This window comes from Acidaminococcus hominis, from assembly GCF_900291475.1.
Taxonomy (GTDB): Bacteria; Bacillota; Negativicutes; order Acidaminococcales; family Acidaminococcaceae; genus Acidaminococcus; species Acidaminococcus hominis.
This window is the reverse complement of the sequence record NZ_OLMM01000004.1, coordinates 609,694-627,690: the sequence shown is the minus strand read 5'-3', so window position 1 is coordinate 627,690 and position 17,997 is coordinate 609,694. Positions and strand designations below refer to the sequence as shown.

General features: G+C 52.4%; 18 protein-coding genes and 1 pseudogene. All 19 read left to right on the top strand.

Annotated elements, in window-relative coordinates; all coding sequences use genetic code 11:
* Nucleotides 1-110: 110 nt before the first annotated feature.
* Nucleotides 111-464, top strand: a pseudogene (locus tag C7E10_RS06455) (enolase C-terminal domain-like protein); the annotation flags it as partial.
* A 108-nt stretch (nucleotides 465-572) separates the two neighbouring features.
* Nucleotides 573-1,988 carry a GntP family permease gene (locus C7E10_RS06450; RefSeq protein WP_105326510.1) on the top strand — a complete coding sequence of 472 codons (1,416 nt, stop codon included), beginning with the start codon at nucleotides 573-575 and terminating at the stop codon, nucleotides 1,986-1,988.
* A 279-nt stretch (nucleotides 1,989-2,267) separates the two neighbouring features.
* Nucleotides 2,268-3,227, top strand: coding sequence for a hydroxyacid dehydrogenase (locus tag C7E10_RS06445; RefSeq protein ID WP_105326509.1), 960 nt, complete (start codon nucleotides 2,268-2,270; stop codon nucleotides 3,225-3,227).
* Between the two features lie 47 nt (nucleotides 3,228-3,274).
* Nucleotides 3,275-3,472: a 4Fe-4S dicluster domain-containing protein gene (locus C7E10_RS06440; RefSeq protein WP_105326508.1), complete on the top strand. Its 198-nt coding sequence runs from the start codon at nucleotides 3,275-3,277 to the stop codon at nucleotides 3,470-3,472.
* 1 nt (nucleotide 3,473) lies between these two features.
* The gene (locus tag C7E10_RS06435) at nucleotides 3,474-4,622 is read left to right on the top strand and encodes a 2-oxoacid:acceptor oxidoreductase subunit alpha (RefSeq protein WP_105326507.1); all 1,149 of its coding nucleotides are present in this window, start codon (nucleotides 3,474-3,476) and stop codon (nucleotides 4,620-4,622) included.
* Complete coding sequence (locus tag C7E10_RS06430) at nucleotides 4,622-5,437, top strand: thiamine pyrophosphate-dependent enzyme (RefSeq protein WP_105326506.1); 816 nt, start codon at nucleotides 4,622-4,624, stop codon at nucleotides 5,435-5,437. The genes C7E10_RS06435 and C7E10_RS06430 overlap by 1 nt, the downstream gene beginning before the upstream one ends.
* Before the next feature lie 2 nt (nucleotides 5,438-5,439).
* Entirely contained in the window at nucleotides 5,440-5,967 is a 528-nt protein-coding gene (locus C7E10_RS06425) for a 2-oxoacid:ferredoxin oxidoreductase subunit gamma family protein (protein WP_199614548.1), read from the top strand.
* 45 nt (nucleotides 5,968-6,012) lie between these two features.
* Nucleotides 6,013-7,707 carry a dihydroxy-acid dehydratase gene (gene ilvD, locus C7E10_RS06420; RefSeq protein WP_105326504.1) on the top strand — a complete coding sequence of 565 codons (1,695 nt, stop codon included), beginning with the start codon at nucleotides 6,013-6,015 and terminating at the stop codon, nucleotides 7,705-7,707.
* Nucleotides 7,708-7,717: 10 nt separating this feature from the next.
* Nucleotides 7,718-8,071: a VOC family protein gene (locus C7E10_RS06415; RefSeq protein WP_105326503.1), complete on the top strand. Its 354-nt coding sequence runs from the start codon at nucleotides 7,718-7,720 to the stop codon at nucleotides 8,069-8,071.
* A gap of 133 nt (nucleotides 8,072-8,204) precedes the next feature.
* Nucleotides 8,205-9,524: an acetyl-CoA hydrolase/transferase family protein gene (locus C7E10_RS06410; protein WP_105326502.1), complete on the top strand. Its 1,320-nt coding sequence runs from the start codon at nucleotides 8,205-8,207 to the stop codon at nucleotides 9,522-9,524.
* A gap of 29 nt (nucleotides 9,525-9,553) precedes the next feature.
* On the top strand, nucleotides 9,554-11,074 hold the full coding sequence (gene garD / locus C7E10_RS06405) for a galactarate dehydratase (protein WP_105326501.1): 1,521 nt from the start codon (nucleotides 9,554-9,556) through the stop codon (nucleotides 11,072-11,074).
* Nucleotides 11,075-11,179: 105 nt separating this feature from the next.
* Entirely contained in the window at nucleotides 11,180-11,584 is a 405-nt protein-coding gene (locus C7E10_RS06400) for a DUF3842 family protein (protein WP_105326500.1), read from the top strand.
* 234 nt (nucleotides 11,585-11,818) lie between these two features.
* A complete protein-coding gene (locus C7E10_RS06395) occupies nucleotides 11,819-12,235 on the top strand; it encodes a hypothetical protein (RefSeq protein WP_105326499.1) in 417 nt (138 codons plus the stop codon).
* A 3-nt stretch (nucleotides 12,236-12,238) separates the two neighbouring features.
* A complete protein-coding gene (locus C7E10_RS06390; protein ID WP_105326498.1) occupies nucleotides 12,239-12,550 on the top strand; it encodes a hypothetical protein in 312 nt (103 codons plus the stop codon).
* Between the two features lie 66 nt (nucleotides 12,551-12,616).
* Nucleotides 12,617-13,366, top strand: a complete 750-nt coding sequence (gene larE / locus C7E10_RS06385; RefSeq protein ID WP_105326497.1) for an ATP-dependent sacrificial sulfur transferase LarE — start codon at nucleotides 12,617-12,619, stop codon at nucleotides 13,364-13,366.
* Nucleotides 13,359-14,111 (top strand): nickel pincer cofactor biosynthesis protein LarB, encoded by a 753-nt coding sequence (larB, locus tag C7E10_RS06380; RefSeq protein ID WP_105326496.1) that lies wholly within the window; start codon nucleotides 13,359-13,361, stop codon nucleotides 14,109-14,111. Before larE ends, larB begins: the two co-directional genes overlap by 8 nt.
* Nucleotides 14,108-15,355 (top strand): nickel pincer cofactor biosynthesis protein LarC, encoded by a 1,248-nt coding sequence (larC, locus tag C7E10_RS06375; protein ID WP_105326495.1) that lies wholly within the window; start codon nucleotides 14,108-14,110, stop codon nucleotides 15,353-15,355. Before larB ends, larC begins: the two co-directional genes overlap by 4 nt.
* A gap of 366 nt (nucleotides 15,356-15,721) precedes the next feature.
* Nucleotides 15,722-17,041, top strand: coding sequence for a CitMHS family transporter (locus tag C7E10_RS06370; protein ID WP_105326494.1), 1,320 nt, complete (start codon nucleotides 15,722-15,724; stop codon nucleotides 17,039-17,041).
* A gap of 205 nt (nucleotides 17,042-17,246) precedes the next feature.
* Nucleotides 17,247-17,876, top strand: a complete 630-nt coding sequence (locus tag C7E10_RS06365) for a GntR family transcriptional regulator (protein ID WP_231086350.1) — start codon at nucleotides 17,247-17,249, stop codon at nucleotides 17,874-17,876.
* Nucleotides 17,877-17,997: the final 121 nt, after the last annotated feature.

Below are 17,997 nucleotides of genomic sequence, written 5' to 3'. Positions count from 1 at the left end.
TCAGCCATCGGGAACGTCCCGCCAGCAGAGCGCTACTTCCCGGCACTGCTGCTCAATGCTGCAATGTCTGCTGCCTGATACATTTAGAAATTCATCGATTTTGGTCTTGACAAACGTGCCACTATACCTGGGGCAGCCATTCCAATAACCATTTTGATATTTCTTTGGCCATGTGTGTGCAGGTAGGTGCTGCTGTACCCGGTGAGTACAATGCATTGGATACGCACTGGATTTGGCAGGAAGGCACTGAACGTCTGACTAAGGAACCCCTGCAAATCAAGGATGGCGGTATTCGGGTGCCGGCTAAGCCGGGCCTGGGCGTAGAAGTTGACCGGGAACAGGTCCTGAAAGCTCATGAGCTTTATAAGCAGCACTGCCTGGGCGGTCGTGATGATTCTATTACCATGCAGTACTTGATTCCGGGTTGGAAATTCGATGCCAAGTCTCCCTGCCTGGTACGGTAAAGAGAACACGGTTGTTTTTGCCTGGAGCGATACTTTGTGCAAAAACAGCAAGCATTGGCAGAAGAAACTATTCACGGCAAACCGATTATGAGAAAAGGGGTATTATAAATGGCTGAATCGACAAGAATGCTTTTGGGCCTGGGCATCGGGATTATTACGATGATTATCCTGGTGGCTAAAACAAAAGTTCATAGTTTTATCGCCATGCTTTTGGCAGCATTAATTACAGGTATTATTGGCGGCATGCCCATTGTTTCGGTAAAGGCTGCTGATGGTCATACGATTGTGGGCGTAATCAACGCCATCAGCAGTGGCTTTGGCAATACCTTAGCTAGCACAGGTATTATCATTGGGCTAGGTGTAATGATGGGTGCTGTACTGGAAAAGTCCGGCGCTGCTGAACGGTTGGCCGTCAGCTTTATCAAATTGGTAGGGAAGGGCAATGAAGAATGGGCCCTGGGGGTTACCGGTTGGGTAGTTTCCATTCCCGTATTTGCTGACTCTGCGGTGGTTATGCTCTGCCCTCTGTGCAAGGCTATTTCCAAGGTAACAGGTAAATCTGTTATAGGTTTGGGCTTGTCCCTGGCCTGCGGCCTGCAGCTGACCCACTCTCTAGTGCCTCCGACTCCTGGACCTTTGGCCGCAGCCGGTATGCTGAACGTGGATGTGGGACAGATGATTGCTGGTGGTGCCTTACTTTCTATTCCTATGTTGCTGATTATCATCCCTTACTGCAAATGGATCGGCAAAAAGATTTATCAAGTTGTAAACGAAGATGATGAATACGTTCGTCCTTCCGATCCTACCCAATTTAGACAGGCTTCTACTGAATTGTTGGACAAGTTCCTGAATCGTACGGACCTGCCGGGCCTGGCTATTTCCGCAGCGCCTATTGTGATTCCTATTCTGCTGATTTTAATGAAAACGGTATTGGATTTAGTGGGGATTCCTAAGGACGCGTCCTATTATCCACTGATTGCCCTGCTGGGCAGCCCCATTGTGGCACTGATGATTGGTACGCTGATTGCCATCTATGGCTTAGTCCCTGATAGAGATACCAAGGAAGTATTGAACATCATGAACGACGGAATTAAAGATACCGGCATCATTATGCTGATTACAGGTGTAGGCGGTTCCCTGGGCTATGTGGTTCGGATGTCCGGTATTGGCAACATCCTGGGCTCCATGGTTGTGGCTATGCCCATTCCTGCGGTATTGATTCCCTTCTGCATTGCAGCTTTGATGCGTATTGTGCTGGGCTCCGCAACGGTGGCTATTGTTACGGCGGCTTCCCTGACCATGCCGTTGATGGGGCAGCTGACCATCAGCCCGCTGCTGATGTCCCTGTCCTGCTGCGTTGGTGCCATTTCCTTTGGTTATTTCACCGACTCCGGTTTCTGGGTTTGGAACGGACTGTTTGGGGTTTCTGACCTAAAGGAACAATTATCTTGTAAGACAGCAGTTTCTTTGATCATGGCTTTCTTTGGTCTATTTGAATTGCTGGTTGCCCAGTATTTCATCTAATATTTCAAAAGGAGGAATTTATGGTTAAGTTCCTCCTTTTATAATTTCAAATAGATTTCTAGTTAAAAAAATTAAGTCTAATACTAAATATTAACAATTTGAATTATAGTTGCTTTCCTTTTACAATAAAGTCGAGAGATAAAAGAAAGTTAGGAATTTTCTAGTAAAAGAATTTAAAAGCCATGTATTTAAACTAATAAATATAAGAATATGTTTATTAGCAGTGAATAAAAACATTTTTCTTACTTGTTTCTGCAGCTGTTTAGGAGGTGCCTGTGTATGTACAAAATTTTGGTTCCGAAAGCCTTAAAACCAAAAGCTCGAGATTTCCTATTGGAGAAAGGCTATGAACTGGTGGAATTACCCGGCAGCGATGAGGAAACCCTGAAAAAAGCCATAGCCACTGTGGATGCAGTTATTGCCCGCACGGAAAAATATACGCCAGCTGTGATTGGGGCTGCCCAAAATTTGAAAATCATTGCCCGTTATGGCATCGGGTATGACAATATCAACCTGCCGGCCTGTGATGCCAAGGGCGTTACAGTCACTCTGGCCCGGGGCTGCAATACCTATTCAGTGGCAGAACATGCCATTACGCTGGCACTTGCCTGCCTGCGTCAGATTCCCCAGCTGAACAATCAAGTACAGCAAGGAAACTGGAAAAGCCGGGATACGGTAGAAACCCATGAAGCCCGGTACAAAACCTTCGGCAGCATTGGCATTGGACCCATAGGTATGGAAGCTGTGAAAATTGCCCACTTCGGGTTCCAAATGAAGATTCTGGTCTATGACAAGTTTGTAGACCGCAGCAAATTCCCGGATTGGATCGAATTTGTAGATACTTTGGACGAACTGATGGAACAGGCTGATATCGTTTCACCCCATCTGCCGTTAAATCAGGGCACGTTTCATATTCTGAATGCGGAATCCATTTCCCATATGAAGCCAACAGGCATTTTATTAAATGTTTCCAGGGGTGCTATTTGGGATGAAGAAGCTGTTTATGAAGCTTTGAAAAACCATAAGATTGCCGCTGCTGGAACGGATGTATATGAAAAAGAACCGCCAACTTCGGATAATCCGCTGTTTACCTTGCCCAACTTTATCGGGACGCCGCATACGGCTGCGCTCAGTGAAGAAGCAGTAACGGCTGTAGCTATGAATTGCGCTCAGGCTATAGATGATCTGCTGCAAGGCAAAGAACCTTTATATATTATCAACCATCCCCATAAGGGATAACGACATTACTTAACCTGCTGAAATCAGGTCATATTTGGAGGGATACCATGGAAGGGAAATTTGACGTTATCATCACTGATAAGCTTTGCAAACAGTGCGGAATCTGCTCGGCACTGTGCCCCAAACAGGTGTTTGATCAAAAGTACGGGGACTATCCGGTAGTTGCCCGTCCGGAGGACTGCATTGGCTGCAAACTGTGTCAGATGCGCTGTCCTGATTTTGCTATAGAAGTGGAGGTCAAATAGAATGGCTAAAGAAGAAAAGAAATTCATGGAAGGTAACGAAGCAATGACCGCCGGTGCCATTGCTGCCGGAGCCCGCTTTTTCGCAGGCTATCCTATTTCTCCCAGTTCAGAAGTTGCCAAAAGCGCAGCCAAGGAACTGCCTCGCCACGGCGGCATCTACATCCAGATGGAAGATGAACTGAGCTCCATGGCAGCACTTTTGGGTGCTTCCCTGGCTGGGAAGAAGGCCTTCACCGCTACCAGCGGTCCTGGCTTCTCCCTGATGCAGGAAAACCTGGGCCTGGGCATCATGTCCGAACTGCCCTGCGTGGTATACGATGTGCAGCGTAGCGGCCCGTCCACCGGTGCTGCTACGAAACCGGCCCAGGGCGACCTGATGCAGGCCCGGTACGGAGCCCATGGGGACCACAGCATCATTGCCCTGGCTCCTTCCTCCGTACAGGATTGCTACGACCTGTCCATTACGGCCTTCAACCTGGCCGAAAAATACCGTACCCCGGTAATTTTCCTGGCCGATGAAGTGGTGGGGCACCTGCGGGAAACCCTGACCATCCACCCGGTAAAACCGGAAGAAATCGTAAACCGCAAGGCCCCGGCTCCTGGCACTGCCCAAAAGGACTTCCGGCCGTACAACTATGAAAACGCGGAAGTGGCGCCCATGGTGGCTGTAGGGGACAGAAACCTCCTGATGCGCACCACCGGTTCTACCCATAACGAAAAGGGTGAATTCAACCCCTCCCCGGAAAACATCAACCGGGTAACCCATTACCTGCTGGACAAGATTGAAAAACACGTGGATGACATTACCATCACCCGGAAATACCAGTTGGAAGATGCTGACGTAATCCTGATTTCCTTTGGCTGCTCTGTGCGGAGCTCCCTGAACGCCGTACAGCTGCTGCGCAAGCAGGGCATCAAGGCCGGGCTGCTGCAGCTGGTAACCGTATGGCCCATGCCGGAAAAGGAAATCCGGGAAGCCCTGAAACAAGCCAAGACCGTGGTGGTTGCCGAACTGAACATGGGCCAATTGGCCGGTGAAGTCCGGAAGTTCAACGACTATGGCTGCCAGGTAATCCAAGCCAACCGGACGGATGGCGTGCTGATTACTCCTCAGCAGATTGTGGATGCTTACAAGGGAGGTACGAAATAATGAAATCGTATAAGGATTATATGCTGTTCAATAAATTGCCCCATACCTGGTGTGCCGGGTGCGGGCACGGTATTGTCCTGCAATCCATTGCCCAGGTCATGGCGGATCTGGACCTGGACAAGCATGATATTGCCCTGGTCAGCGGCATCGGCTGCTTTGGCCGTGTGGACGACTATCTGGACATCAACTGCATGCACGTAACCCATGGCCGTGCCCTGGCAGCCGCTACGGGCGTAGCCCTGGGCAACCCGGACCTGCACGTGCTGTGCACCATGGGCGACGGGGACGGCACCACCATCGGCGGCAACCATCTGATCCATGCAGCCCGGCGTAACATCAACGTAACGGCCATTATCTCCAACAACTACAACTATGGGCAGACCGGCGGCCAGTATTCCGCTACCACCCCTACCCACAGCATTACCCAAACCTCTCCCTACGGCCATGTAGAACAGAATTTCGATATCTGCAAGCTGGCCATTGCGGCAGGTGCATCCTATGTAGGCCGTGCTACTGTCTACAATCCCGTACTGATCCGTAAATTGATCAAGGAAGGGATGCAGGTACAAGGGTTCTCCCTGATTGAGGTCATGTCCGACTGCCCCACCCACTATGGCAAGTTCAACAAGCTGGGCGAAGCTTCCAAGATGATGAAACTGATGAACGACCAGAGCGTCACGGTGGCCCAGGCCGCCAAAATGACGGAAGAAGAACTGGCTGGGAAACTGGTGGTAGGCTGCCTGAAGAATGCGCCCCGGGAAGACTACTATACCAGCTACAAGAAGATTATCGATGCGCAGGAAGTTGAGGGATAAAGATGAAAAAAGAAATCGTATTGTCCGGTGTAGGCGGCCAGGGGGTTGTGTCCGTGGGTGAAGTCATGGGCCAAGCCTCCCTGCATGAAGAAGGCCTGAACGCAACCATGAGTGCTTCCTACGGCTCAGAAGCCCGCGGGACCTTTACCAAGACGGATGTTATCTTAAGCGATGAACTGATTGGCTATCCCAACATTGCGGTGCCCGACATTATCCTGTGCCTGGCCCAAGTGGCCTATGACCGGTATGTGGACAGCTTTACAGATGATACCCTGGTGTTCTACGATTCTGACGAAGTAAAACCCAAGGCAGGTGCCAAAGGCACAGCGCTGGGTTATCCTTTCCGCCAGCTGGCTGTAGAACTGGGGAGCATCCAAAGTGCCAACTTTATTGCCTTGGGTGCCATGATGAAGAAGACCGGGCTGCTGAAGCCGGAAAGCGTCAAGCAGGGCATCATTGCCCGTTTTGGCGGGAAACAGAAGGTTATTGACAGCAACCAAAAGGCTTTCGAAAAAGGCCTGGAACTTTAGGAGCATCGATAAATTTAAATGATATGAATGGAAGAAGGTGTCTCCATGAGTGATAAAAATGATATGATTTATAAACACAACCGCAGCGGCATTCTGGTCAACGGAGTGGACCGCAGCGGCAACCGGGCCCTACTATATAGCATGGGCCTGGAAGAAGAAGACTTCCACAAGCCTATGATTGGTATTGCCAACTCCTTTAGCGAACTGGTCCCCGGTCATATTCATCTGCGGGAAATCGCCCGGGAAGTCAGCGATGGTATCTTGGCGGCAGGCGGCCTGCCCCGGGAATTTGACACCATTGCCTTGTGCGATGGCCTGTGCCAAGGTCACTGTGGGATGCGGTATTCTCTGCCCAGCCGGGAAGTGATTGCTGATTCGGTGGAAGCAGTGGTGGAAGGCAACCAGCTGGACGGGGTTGTGCTGATTGCTTCCTGTGATAAAATTGTCCCCGGCATGCTGATGGCTGCTGCGCGGCTGGATATTCCGGCCATTGTGGTAACTGGCGGCCCTATGCTGGCAGGCAAGGGCTGCGGCAAGGACAATATCTGCCTGAGCAATCTGCGGGAATTCGTAGGCCAGTATCAGGTGGGAAAAATGTCTTTTGAAGAGTTGCAGAAAATGGAAATGGCTTCCCTGCCAACGGTGGGTTCCTGCTCCATGTTTGGTACGGCCAATACTATGTCTGCGTTGGCAGAAGTATTGGGTTTGACCTTGCCTAGAATGGGAACAGCTCCAGCCGTATCTTCCGAAAAGAAACGGCTGGCACGGGCCAGTGGCAGACGCATTGTGGAAGAAGTCCGGGAAAATCTGAACTCCCGAAAGATACTGACCAAACAGGCGCTGCTGAATGGGGTTAAAGCCGTTATGGCCCTGGGGGCTTCTACCAACTCGGTACTGCATTTGATGGCCATCGCCCATGAAGCCAAGGTGGATTTGGATCTGAAGGATTTTGACCAGATCAGCCGGGATGTGCCTTATCTGTGCAATCTGCGTCCTTCTGGCGCATATGCGGTGGATGTACTCCATGATGCTGGCGGTATTCCTGCAGTACTGAAGGCCATCCAAGATAAGATTGATGATTCCCAACTGACGGTAACCGGGCATACCATTAAAGAAATTTTGGAAGCCCAGCCGTTGGTGGAAAATGATGTAATTTTCCCCAGAAGCAAACCCAAAAACAAGCAGGGCGGTATTGCCATTCTCCATGGTAATCTAGCCCCTGATGGAGCTGTGGTGAAAGCCAGCGGGGTAAAACCCTCCATGCACCAGTTTACTGGGAAGGCACGGGTCTTTGACAGTATGGAAGATTCCATTACAGCGTTGGAAGCTGGAGATATCCATCCTGGTGAAGTTATTGTGCTGCGGTATGAAGGGCCTAAAGGCGGTCCCGGCATGCGGGAAATGTTCCTGGTAACGGCACTTCTGGTAGGCCGGGGTATGGACGAGAGTACAGCCCTCATTACGGACGGGCGCTTTTCTGGCTCCACCCGTGGGCCCTGTATCGGCCATATTTCTCCGGAAGCCGCTGCAGGCGGTCCCATTGGCCTATTGGAAGATGGAGATGTAATTCATATTGATATTCCCAACCGTTCCCTTACGGTAGATGTTTCTGAAGAAGAAATGGAGAAGCGTCGCAAGCACTTTAAACCAGTGGTGAAAGCTACCTCTCCTCTCTTGAAGAAATATTCTGCCTTGGTATCTTCTGCCGATAAAGGTGCAATCCTGGAAGTGAAGGACTAAGGAGGTTCACATGGAGGGAAAAGTAAGTTATCGGTTAAAACATGTGGGAATCAATTGCGCCGATGAAGCTGAGGCCAAAAGTCTGGTTTCCCTATTATGCAGTTTGTTTAATATGGAGCCGGGGGCTGAAAATGATTCCCATATTTTTGTAGGCTCAGCTTTTGAAGTGATGAAAAATCCCCGGCGGGGCACCCATGGTCATATCGCCCTGCAAACGGAAAATGTGGAAGCTGCTATGGCAGACTTGGCCAAGAAAGGTATTACCTTTCAGGAAGACACCATCCGTCGCAATGAGAATGGAAAAATCAAGTTTATTTATTTGCAAGGTGAGTGGGGAGGCTTCTCTTTCCACTTGACCGAATAACAAAATCGTTCATTACATAAATACTCCTTAAGATAGAATGACCCCTCTTAAACATGCTGAATCTTTTGATGAGAGGGATTCAGTATGTTTTCTTTTAGAGAAGGGAAAGAACAACAAGGAAAAGAGGCCGTATATGCTTACAACCTATCAAAATAAGCTGAAAACACCGGAAGAAGCGGCAAAAGTAATCCAAAGTGGGGATTGGGTGGATTTTGGCTTCGGCAGCGGCTTTGCCGAGCTCATGGACCAGGCCCTGGCGAATCGCCGGGATGAGCTGACGGACGTAAAAATCCGGGGCGGACTGGTGTACCAGCCCATTATCCATACCGTGGACTGTGACCCGGAAATGAAGCATTTCCAGTACTACAGCTGGCATTTGGGAGCCTACGAACGGAAGCTGTTCACCCAGGGGCGGCTGCACTTTGTGCCCATGATTCTGCGGCTGCTGCCGGAAATGTACCGGGACTACCTGCAAGTGGACGTGGCCATTGTGCCGGTTTCTAGGCCCGACGCCAATGGGTACTGCGGCCTGGGGCTTGCCAGCTACTGCTGGAAAACCATTATCCAAAAAGCTCGGACCGTTATCTTTGAAATCAACGAAAAGCTGCCCACCCTCCAGGGCGTGGACGGTTCCCACCGGGTATCTATTGAGGATGCTGATTACCTGGTGGAAGGGGAACACGGCCCGTTAATCACCTCCGGCTACCGGCAGCCTTCTGCAGCCGATATCCAGATTGCCCAAAATGTAGTGGCTGAGATTCCGAATGGTGCTACCCTGAGTTTGGGGGTAGGGACCATTCCCTTTACCATTGCTCAGCTCTTGGCCAAAAGCGACCGGGAAAACCTGGGCTGCCATACTGGCACCATCAGTGACGCTTTCCTGGCTCTCTATAAGGCCGGCAAGCTCACCAACGCCAAAAAGGAAGTTCGTACCGGCCTGTCCACCTGGAACCTGGCCAGCGGCAGCCAGGAGCTGTATAATTGGCTTCAGGAAAAACCCGAACTGTTCTACCCGGCAGAAGTGGACTACGTCCATAATCCCCGGGTGATGGAAAACATTTCCAATTATATCAGCATCAACGGCGGCGTGCAGCTGGACCTGATGGGTCAGGAAAATGCTGAATCCGTGGGCACCCGGCAGCTTTCCGGCACCGGCGGCCAGCTGGACTTTTTGGAAGGCGCCTTCCTGTCCCGGGGCGGCGCAGGCTACATCTGCATCGAGTCCTCCCGGGTGGATAAACAGGGCGTCCGCCATTCCAACATCTTGCCTACCATCCCCGCAGGCAGCACCATTTCCGCTCCCAGAGCCCTGGTTCAGAACGTGGCTACCGAGTATGGCGTGGCCCATTTGACCGGTCTGTCCCTGAAAGAACGCGCCCAGGCCATGATTGCCGTAGCCCATCCCGATTGCCGGGCAGAGCTCCAGGCTTATGCGGACAAGACGTTTCGCTAAAGCGTATGAAATGAAAGGAAGAAAATAGCATGAGTGCTCCTTTAATTATTAAAGTAACGGATAAGGATAATGTAGGCATTGCTGTGCATGATTTATCCGCGGGTACAGAAGTCGTTCCCGGAGTGATTTCCCGGGAACCCATTCCTCAGTCTCATAAGATTGCTTTGGTGGATATTCCCAAGGGGGAGCCTGTTATCCGCTATGGTGTGGTGCTGGGCTATGCCAACAAAGATATTCCAGTGGGCAGTTGGATTAATGAACATATGCTGGAACTCCCGGAAAGCCCAGGCCTGGAACATATGCCCTATGCCACTCATATTGTGGCTAAGGAGCAGTTGCCGGATCCGCCCCGTACTACTTGGCTGGGGTACCGCAATGCAGTTGGTCCTGCGGGTACCCGTAATCTGCTGGGGATTGTCACCACAGTGCAATGCGCAGCGGGTGTGGTAAATGCGGCTGTGCAGAGAATTAAACAGGAACTGCTGCCTTTGTATCCCAATGTGGAAGATGTGGTGGCGGTAAATCATCCTTACGGCTGTGGGGTAGCTATTAATGCGCCTTTGGCGGTGTTGCCCATTCGTGCTGTCCGTAATCTGATTCGCCATCCGAATTTTGGCGGGGAAATCATGCTAGTAGGGCTGGGCTGTGAAAAGCTGACCTATGACCGGCTGCTGGAACCGGAAGAAATCAATGGGGACAATTGTTTGACCCTTCAGGATTATCCTGGGCACGAGGCTATGATGAATGCTATTTTGGCCATGGCCCAGAAAAAACTGGAACGACTGAACCAAAGAAAGCGGGAAGTACTGCCCCTAAGTGAATTGGTTATTGGCCTGCAATGCGGGGGCAGCGATGCGTTTTCTGGCTTAACTGCTAATCCCAGCGTTGGCTATGCGGCAGATTTGCTGGTCAAAGGCGGCGGAACGGCCATGTTCAGCGAAGTAACGGAAGTGCGGGATGGAGTGCATATGCTGGCAGCCCGCTGCGTGAATGCACAGGTGCGGGACAAACTGGCCGCAGAAATGAAATGGTATGATAATTATCTGGCCCAGGGAGGCGTGGACCGGGACGCCAATCCTACCCCAGGCAACAAAAAAGGCGGTTTGGCCAATATCGTCGAAAAGGCCATGGGGTCTATTGCCAAAAGCGGCAGCAGCCCCATTGTGGAAGTGCTTTCACCGGCGGAAAAACCTACAAAACATGGGTTGATCTATGCGGCAACACCTGCGTCTGATTTTGTCTGTGGTCCCTGTCAACTAGCTTCCGGTATTGGTTTGCAGGTTTTTACGACGGGACGGGGAACACCTTATGGCCTTTCGGTGGCTCCTGTCATTAAAGTGTGCAGCCGGAATGAAATGAAGGATAAATGGTTTGATTTGATTGATATTTCTGCAGGCGGTGTGGCTACTGGTGAAAAGACCATTCCGGAAGTGGGAACCGAAATCTTTAACTTCATTTTGGACGTGGCCAGCGGCGTTAAACAGCCCTATAGCGATATTTATGGCTTTCACAACGACCTGTGTATCTTTAACCCGGCGCCTATTACCTGATTCGGAGTTTGGGGATTTGCCGCTCCTCGTTGTCTCCGCTCTCTTGTACAGGTATAATAGGACTAGCAAGTTTTTATACGATTTTAGCAGCCAGGAGGGATTGGCGTGAAGATACTGGTGATTGATGCCCAAGGGGGCGGGATTGGCCGGCAGCTGGTGAATGCGCTCAAGCGGGAGCTGCCAGAAGTAGAGGTAACGGCGGTGGGCACCAACAGTGCGGCCACTGGGGCTATGTTGAAGGCGGGAGCGGATATTGCGGCCACCGGGGAGAATGCGGTGGTGGTGGGCTGCCGGAAGGCGGACGTGATTGCGGGTCCCTTGGGGATTGTGATCGCGGATTCGCTCTACGGGGAGATTACGCCTGTTATGGCTCGGGCGGTAGGACAAAGTCAGGCGGTGCGGGTGCTGATTCCTTTCAACCACTGCGACAATGTGATTGTAGGGGTGACGGACTTTTCTCCTGCCCATCTGATTCAAAGTGCCGTAGAGCAGATTAAAGCCTTGCAGTAGTATAACCAAAAGTTGACGAATACCAAGGCTTGCGGTATAATTTTTATGTATTCTCCAGCAGGAAGCTGGGGTTGGGACGCAGAAGCGTCCTGCTGTGCAGCAGTTGGAATTTCCATGATTTGTATGCTAAGAAGGCATGCGGCTTTTCAGACGAGAAGCTGTATGCCTTTTTCTGTCTTTGGGGGCGGTGCTCCCAGGCGGCCAAGCAGATTTTTAGTTAGGGGAGGCTTTAATATGGCATGTTTTATTGTTCCGATGACGGAAGCTGTGGTAACCACGGCGCTGACGCATTTGGCAAAAAGAAAAGAAGAAACCCAGGAGGCAGTAAAGGTGGTTACTGACGGGCAGCATTTTGCGGCTGCGGAAATGGTGCCCTTTTCCAAGAAACTGGGCTGGCTGAATAAAATGCTCTGGGGCGGCTCTGCCCTGCTGGCTTTTGAACATGTCTGGCACGGGGAAGTGGTGCCCTGGTTCCCGTTCCTGACGGCGGCCAGTGATCCGGCCAGCACAGCGGAAATGCTGAAGGAAATGGCGACGGTAGGGGTTACCATGGCGGCTCTCATTACTTTGGTCTGGTGCGGTATGCTGCTGGTCAGCCACGTGCTGGAACGCCGGGCTCCCAAGGCGGAGCTGGTAACGGTCAAGGAGTAAGCTATGACGCTGCTGCTTACGGTGTTTGCGGCTATTATCAGCACGGTGGTCTGGTACCGGCAGGCACCTCAGGATGACATGCAGGTGAGCACCCTGTGCTGGCTGTACTGGGGCGCTTCCATCATGTGGCTGGGGGACGCTATTTTTGGGTATCTGGAGGAAGGTGCAGGGTATTTTACCCCGGCACCGGAGGCCATGCTTAACGACAGCTTTTTGGGGCTGTCGGTGGTGGCCCTGGGCCTGGTCATCTGGCTGGTGCGGCTCTTGGTGAAAGACCCCAAGGGCGTAGTTCGGGCGTCACTTTTGAAAAAATAAATCTTGTGGGGCGGCTGTGCCAAAGGCATGGCTGCCCGCTTTGCTATCTATCTTATGAGGTGAAACATGGAACTGGCTGAATTTTTTAAGGACCATCCCAAGGTGGCCCTGGCGTTTTCCGGCGGGGTGGATTCTTCCTATCTGCTGTACGCGGCCCTGCAAAATGGGGCAGATGTCCATGCCTATTACGTAAAATCCGCTTTCCAGCCCCAGTTTGAGCTAGAAGATGCGCAAAAACTAGCGAAACAGGTGGGAGCCAAGCTGACCATTATGCAGGCGAATGTGCTGGCAAATGAAACGGTCGTGGCCAATCCGAAAAACCGCTGCTACTATTGCAAGCAGGTCATCTTTACGGGCATTGGCAAACAGGCGGCCCAGGACGGGTACACCACGCTGTTGGACGGCACCAATGCCTCCGACGATGCGGCGGACCGGTCGGGGATGAAGGCTTTGCAGGAGCTGTCCGTGCTGTCCCCTCTGCGGCTGTGCGGGCTCACCAAGACGGAAATCCGGAAGCGGTCCAAGGCTGCCGGGCTCTTTACCTGGGACAAACCTTCCTACGCCTGCCTGGCCACCCGGATTCCTACTGGGGAGACCATTACGGCGGAAAAGCTGGCCCGGACAGAACAGGCGGAAAACTACCTGTTCTCCCTGGGGTTTACGGACTTTCGGGTGCGGAGTCTGGGGAATACGGCCAAGCTCCAGCTGCCGGCGGACCAGCTGGAAAAATTGTTGGCGCACCGGCTGGCCATTGTGAAGCAGCTGAAGACCCTGTACACGGACGTGCTGCTGGACCTGGAGGCCCGGCATGAGTGACGTACGGAAACTGCTTCGGGAGGTCCGGGACGGCCGGGTTTCTGTGGCAGAGGCGGAACTAAAACTAAAGGAAGCACCCTTTGCAGATATTGGCTTTGCCAAGGTGGATCTTCACCGGAAACTGCGCCAGGGGGCGGCAGAAGTGATTTACGGCGCCGGAAAAACGGCGGAGCAGATGGTGGCCATTGTCCAGGTGCTGCAGCAGCGGAGCGGGGACCCCATCCTGATTACCCGGCTTTCCCCGGAGGCGGCGGAAGCTGTGGGCCGGCAGGTGCAGCTGGACTACCATGCGGACGCCCGGGTGGGCATTATCGGGGAGCTGCCCCAGCCCAGCGGCCTGGGCACCATTGTGGTGGCTACGGGCGGCACCAGCGACATTCCGGTGGCGGAAGAAGCGGCTCTCACGGCGGAGGTGCTGGGCAACCAGGTCACCCGGCTGTACGACGTGGGGGTGGCCGGTCTCCACCGGCTGCTGGCCCATTTGGACGAAATTATGGATGCCAGCGTGATCATTGCCTTGGCAGGCATGGAAGGGGCCCTGGCCAGTGTCATTGGCGGTCTGGCAGACTGTCCGGTGATTGCAGTGCCCACCAGTGTGGGCTACGGCGCGTCCTTCCACGGGCTGTCGGCACTTTTGTCCATGCTGAATTCCTGCGCCAGCGGGGTATCCGTGGTGAATATCGACAACGGCTTTGGGGCTGGGTTTCTGGCCAGCCGCATCAACCATATGGAGGCGAAACGATGAAGACAATCTATATCGACTGCGGCATGGGCGCCGCCGGGGATATGCTGACGGCGGCCCTTTTGGAACTGCTGCCGGATCCGGACAGCTTTATTGAGGAAATGAATAGCCTGGGGATTCCCAAGGTTACGGTACAGAAGGAAGCCGCGGCCAAGTGCGGCATCTGCGGCACCCGCGTCACCGTCAAGGTGGACGGGGTGGAGGAAGAATCGGAAGACTGGCCCGGTGAGATGCATCACCATGACCAGGAGCCTGAACACGAGCACCACCATGACCATGACCACGAGCACCATCACGACCATGCTCACACCCATCACCACAGCAGCCTGGCGGATATTGCCCAAATCGTAGGGGCTCTTCAGCTGCCGGAAGGGGTGAAACAGGACGTCCTGGCGGTGTACCAGCTGATTGCGGAAGCGGAAAGCCACAGCCATGGCATTCCCGTGACCCAGATCCACTTCCACGAAGTGGGAACCCTGGACGCTGTGGCGGACATTACTGCTGTGTGCCTGCTGATGGCCAAGCTGGCTCCGGAACAGGTCATCGTTTCCCCCATTCACGTGGGCAGCGGCCAGGTCCGCTGTGCCCATGGGATTCTGCCGGTGCCGGCTCCGGCTACGGCCTGGATTCTCCGAGACGTGCCCATGTACGGCGGCAGTATCCAGGGAGAACTGTGCACCCCTACGGGGGCCGCCCTCCTGAAGCATTTTGCCACCCGTTTTGGCTCTATGCCTGTGATGAAAACCACTGCCATTGGCTACGGCCTGGGGAAGAAGGACTTCCCTGCCGCCAACTGCGTCCGGGTGCTGCTGGGAGAAACGGAAAACGCCGGGGACCAGATTGTGGAACTCCAATGCAACCTGGACGATATGACCGCCGAAGCCCTGGGTTTTGCCCAGGAACAGTTCTTTGCGGCTGGGGCGGTGGAGGTCTACACCACCCCCATCCAAATGAAAAAATCCCGGCCGGGGGTGCTGCTGTCCGTGATGTGCCAGGAAAAAGACAAGGAAAAGCTGGTGCAGCTGCTGTTCCGGCACACCACCACCCTGGGCATTCGGGAAACCATCAGCCGCCGGTATACCCTGGAACGGAGCATCCGCACGGAGCCTACAGAGTTTGGCCCGGTGCACGTGAAAACCGCGGCAGGCTACGGCGTTACCCGGGAAAAGGTGGAGTACGAAGACCTGGCCCGGATTGCCCGGGAGCAGAACCTGAGTCTGGAGCAAGTAAAGGAACGGCTGGGGTAAAAGTAAAATTCTAAAAAAGAATGGCTTTTGGGCTTTATCCATAAACCCAAAAACCATTCTTTTTATTTTTTGCGGCAAATTTTCAGCAGGATTTTTGGGCTGGAAGGGCCGGAGGGCGCTGGCTCCGGGACTTTGTGGACAAAGTACCGGAAAAGTCCGCAAAAAATAACATAGTATAATTCCGGGAACTGCTTTTCCTGTTTTGCTAGGTACAAAAATACGCAAATTTCTCCGATAACTCTTTTTTATTTCAGAGATAACTTATCCGTCTTTGTACTCTTTGACAGAAGGTTCTAAAATTAAGACAACAAAGATTCGAGCTCTCATAGTAAACGGTTCGTACTCTATTCGAAAGGTGGTAAGATTATGTTTCTCGGTATTGTAGGTTTGTTAATGATTTTCTTGATTGTGTACTTGCTGATTTCCGGCAAGTCCAACGCCATGGTTATCTTCGTTATTGTCCCTATTATAGCAGCCCTGCTTTGCGGCTTTGCTCCTGCGGTCATCTTCGAGTTCCTGAAAAAGGGCGTTGGCACCACCATGTCCACGGCTGTGCTGTTCCTGTTCTCCATTGTATACTTCGGTATTATGAACGACGTGGGCTTGTTTGATCCTCTGATCAAATTCCTGGTAAAACGGGCTGGCAGCAACATTGTGCTGATCACCGTTGCCACCGGCGTTATCGCTACCGTAGCCCACTTGGACGGCACTACTGCCGGCACCATGCTGATCACCATTCCTGCTATGCTGCCGCTGTATAAGAAGCTGCATATCCGCCCGGTAGTGCTGGGCTGCATCATCTCTGCAGCCATTAGTATCATGAACCTGGTTCCCTGGGGCGGTCCTACGGCCCGTACGGCTATCGTTACTAACACGGACGTGAACGCACTGTGGCAGGAACTGCTGCCCCTGCAGGGCGTAGGTATTGTGCTGGTTCTGGCTTTTGCCGCCTACCTGGGTATTATGGAAAAGAAACGCGGTGCAGGCCTGAATCCTACCGGCAAAGCTGCTGAACTGTCCGAGGAAATGGAAGAAAGCGGCAATGCTGCGGATAAAGCTGCGCTGAAGCGCCCAAATCTGCTTTGGTTCAACGCCTTGGTTACCCTTGGTGTTATCCTGCTGATGTGCCTGACCAAGATTCCTCTGTACGGCGCTTTCATGATCGGCTTGGCTTTGGTACTGGCTGTGAACTTTAAAGGCGGCCAGGCACAGCTGAAAGCCGTTTCCTCCCATGCCTCTGCAGCTCTGACCACCCCGATGATCCTGCTGACCACCGGTGTTTTCCTGGGTATCCTGAACGGCACCAAAATGCTGACTTCCATTGCCAACATCCTGGTAGATCTGATGCCCCAGGCAGTAGGCGCTCACCTGCCCATCGTTATCGGCGCGCTGTCCGGTCCTATCGGCATGCTGCTGGGCACCGACTCCTTCTTCTTCGGCTTCATGCCGCTGGTTCTCGGCATGGGCGAACGCTTCGCGGCCAGTGCCCATGACATTGCCATGGCCATGCTGATTGGTAAGGACTTCACCATCCTGGTTACCCCCCACAACGCTACCACCTTCCTACTGATTGGCTTGACCGGCGTATCCATCAAAGAACATTTGAAGTTCTGCACCCCGTATCTGTGGATCATGAGCTGGATTACCCTGGCCTGTGCAGTGGTACTGGGTATTGTACACATCTAAAAAGAGACGCTTCCTTCAGGCTGAACTGTGAGAGTTCCTATAAGGAAAAATCGAAAATGCGTAGATAGAAAGGGCGATTCGCGAGAATCGCCTTTTTTGTATGCTGCTGCGTTAAGAGACAAATATTTTACGCTATCTCTTTTTTATTCCTTCCAAAAAGAGAGTATAATAAAAAGAGATTTTGTGGGGGAAAGAGGGCGACAGGATGAAGAAAAAATACCTTAAGGATATAGTATATGATGCTATCATGGAAGACATTTATGCCGGTGTCTATGAGCCGGGAGACATCCTGAATGAGGGAACTCTAGTAGAAAAATATCAGTGCAGTAAATCCCCAGTACGGGAAGCCCTGATTGCCCTATGTGAGAACCAAGTGCTCCGGAACATACCCCGGTATGGCTACGAAGTAACCCGGCTGACCATAGATGATATCCGGGAAATGTTGGAATTCCGCTATTATCTGGAAGGTGGAATCCTCCAAAGCCGGGCCGAACACCTTAACCAGCGTCAGATTGACGAACTGGAGCAACTGAACCAGGAATGCCTGCGGGATGATGTGACACCTCGGGAGCACTGGATGGCCAACTTGGCTTTCCATGTGACACTGATTCATGATTGTGGAAATGATTATATCGATCAGCAGGTGAAGGGCTGCATGAGACGGCTGACCCGGGCTTACGCCCAGTTCCGGTGGGGTGTGGACAAACAGGACCTTCACATGTCCTGCGACTGCCGGCATCACAAAGACATCCTTGATGCTCTGCGGGAAAAAAATAGTGCCAAAGCAGTGAAAATGCTGAAACAGGATCTGAAAGATTTTACCTTGTTAAAATGAAAGGGAGGCTGCTGCACATGTATGGCCTTAGCATGTGCAGCAGCCTCTTTTGTCAGCGTTCAATGGTCAATGGCCGTTAGGAGTTAGCAAGCAGTACAGCGCTAAAGTAGATTCTCCGCAG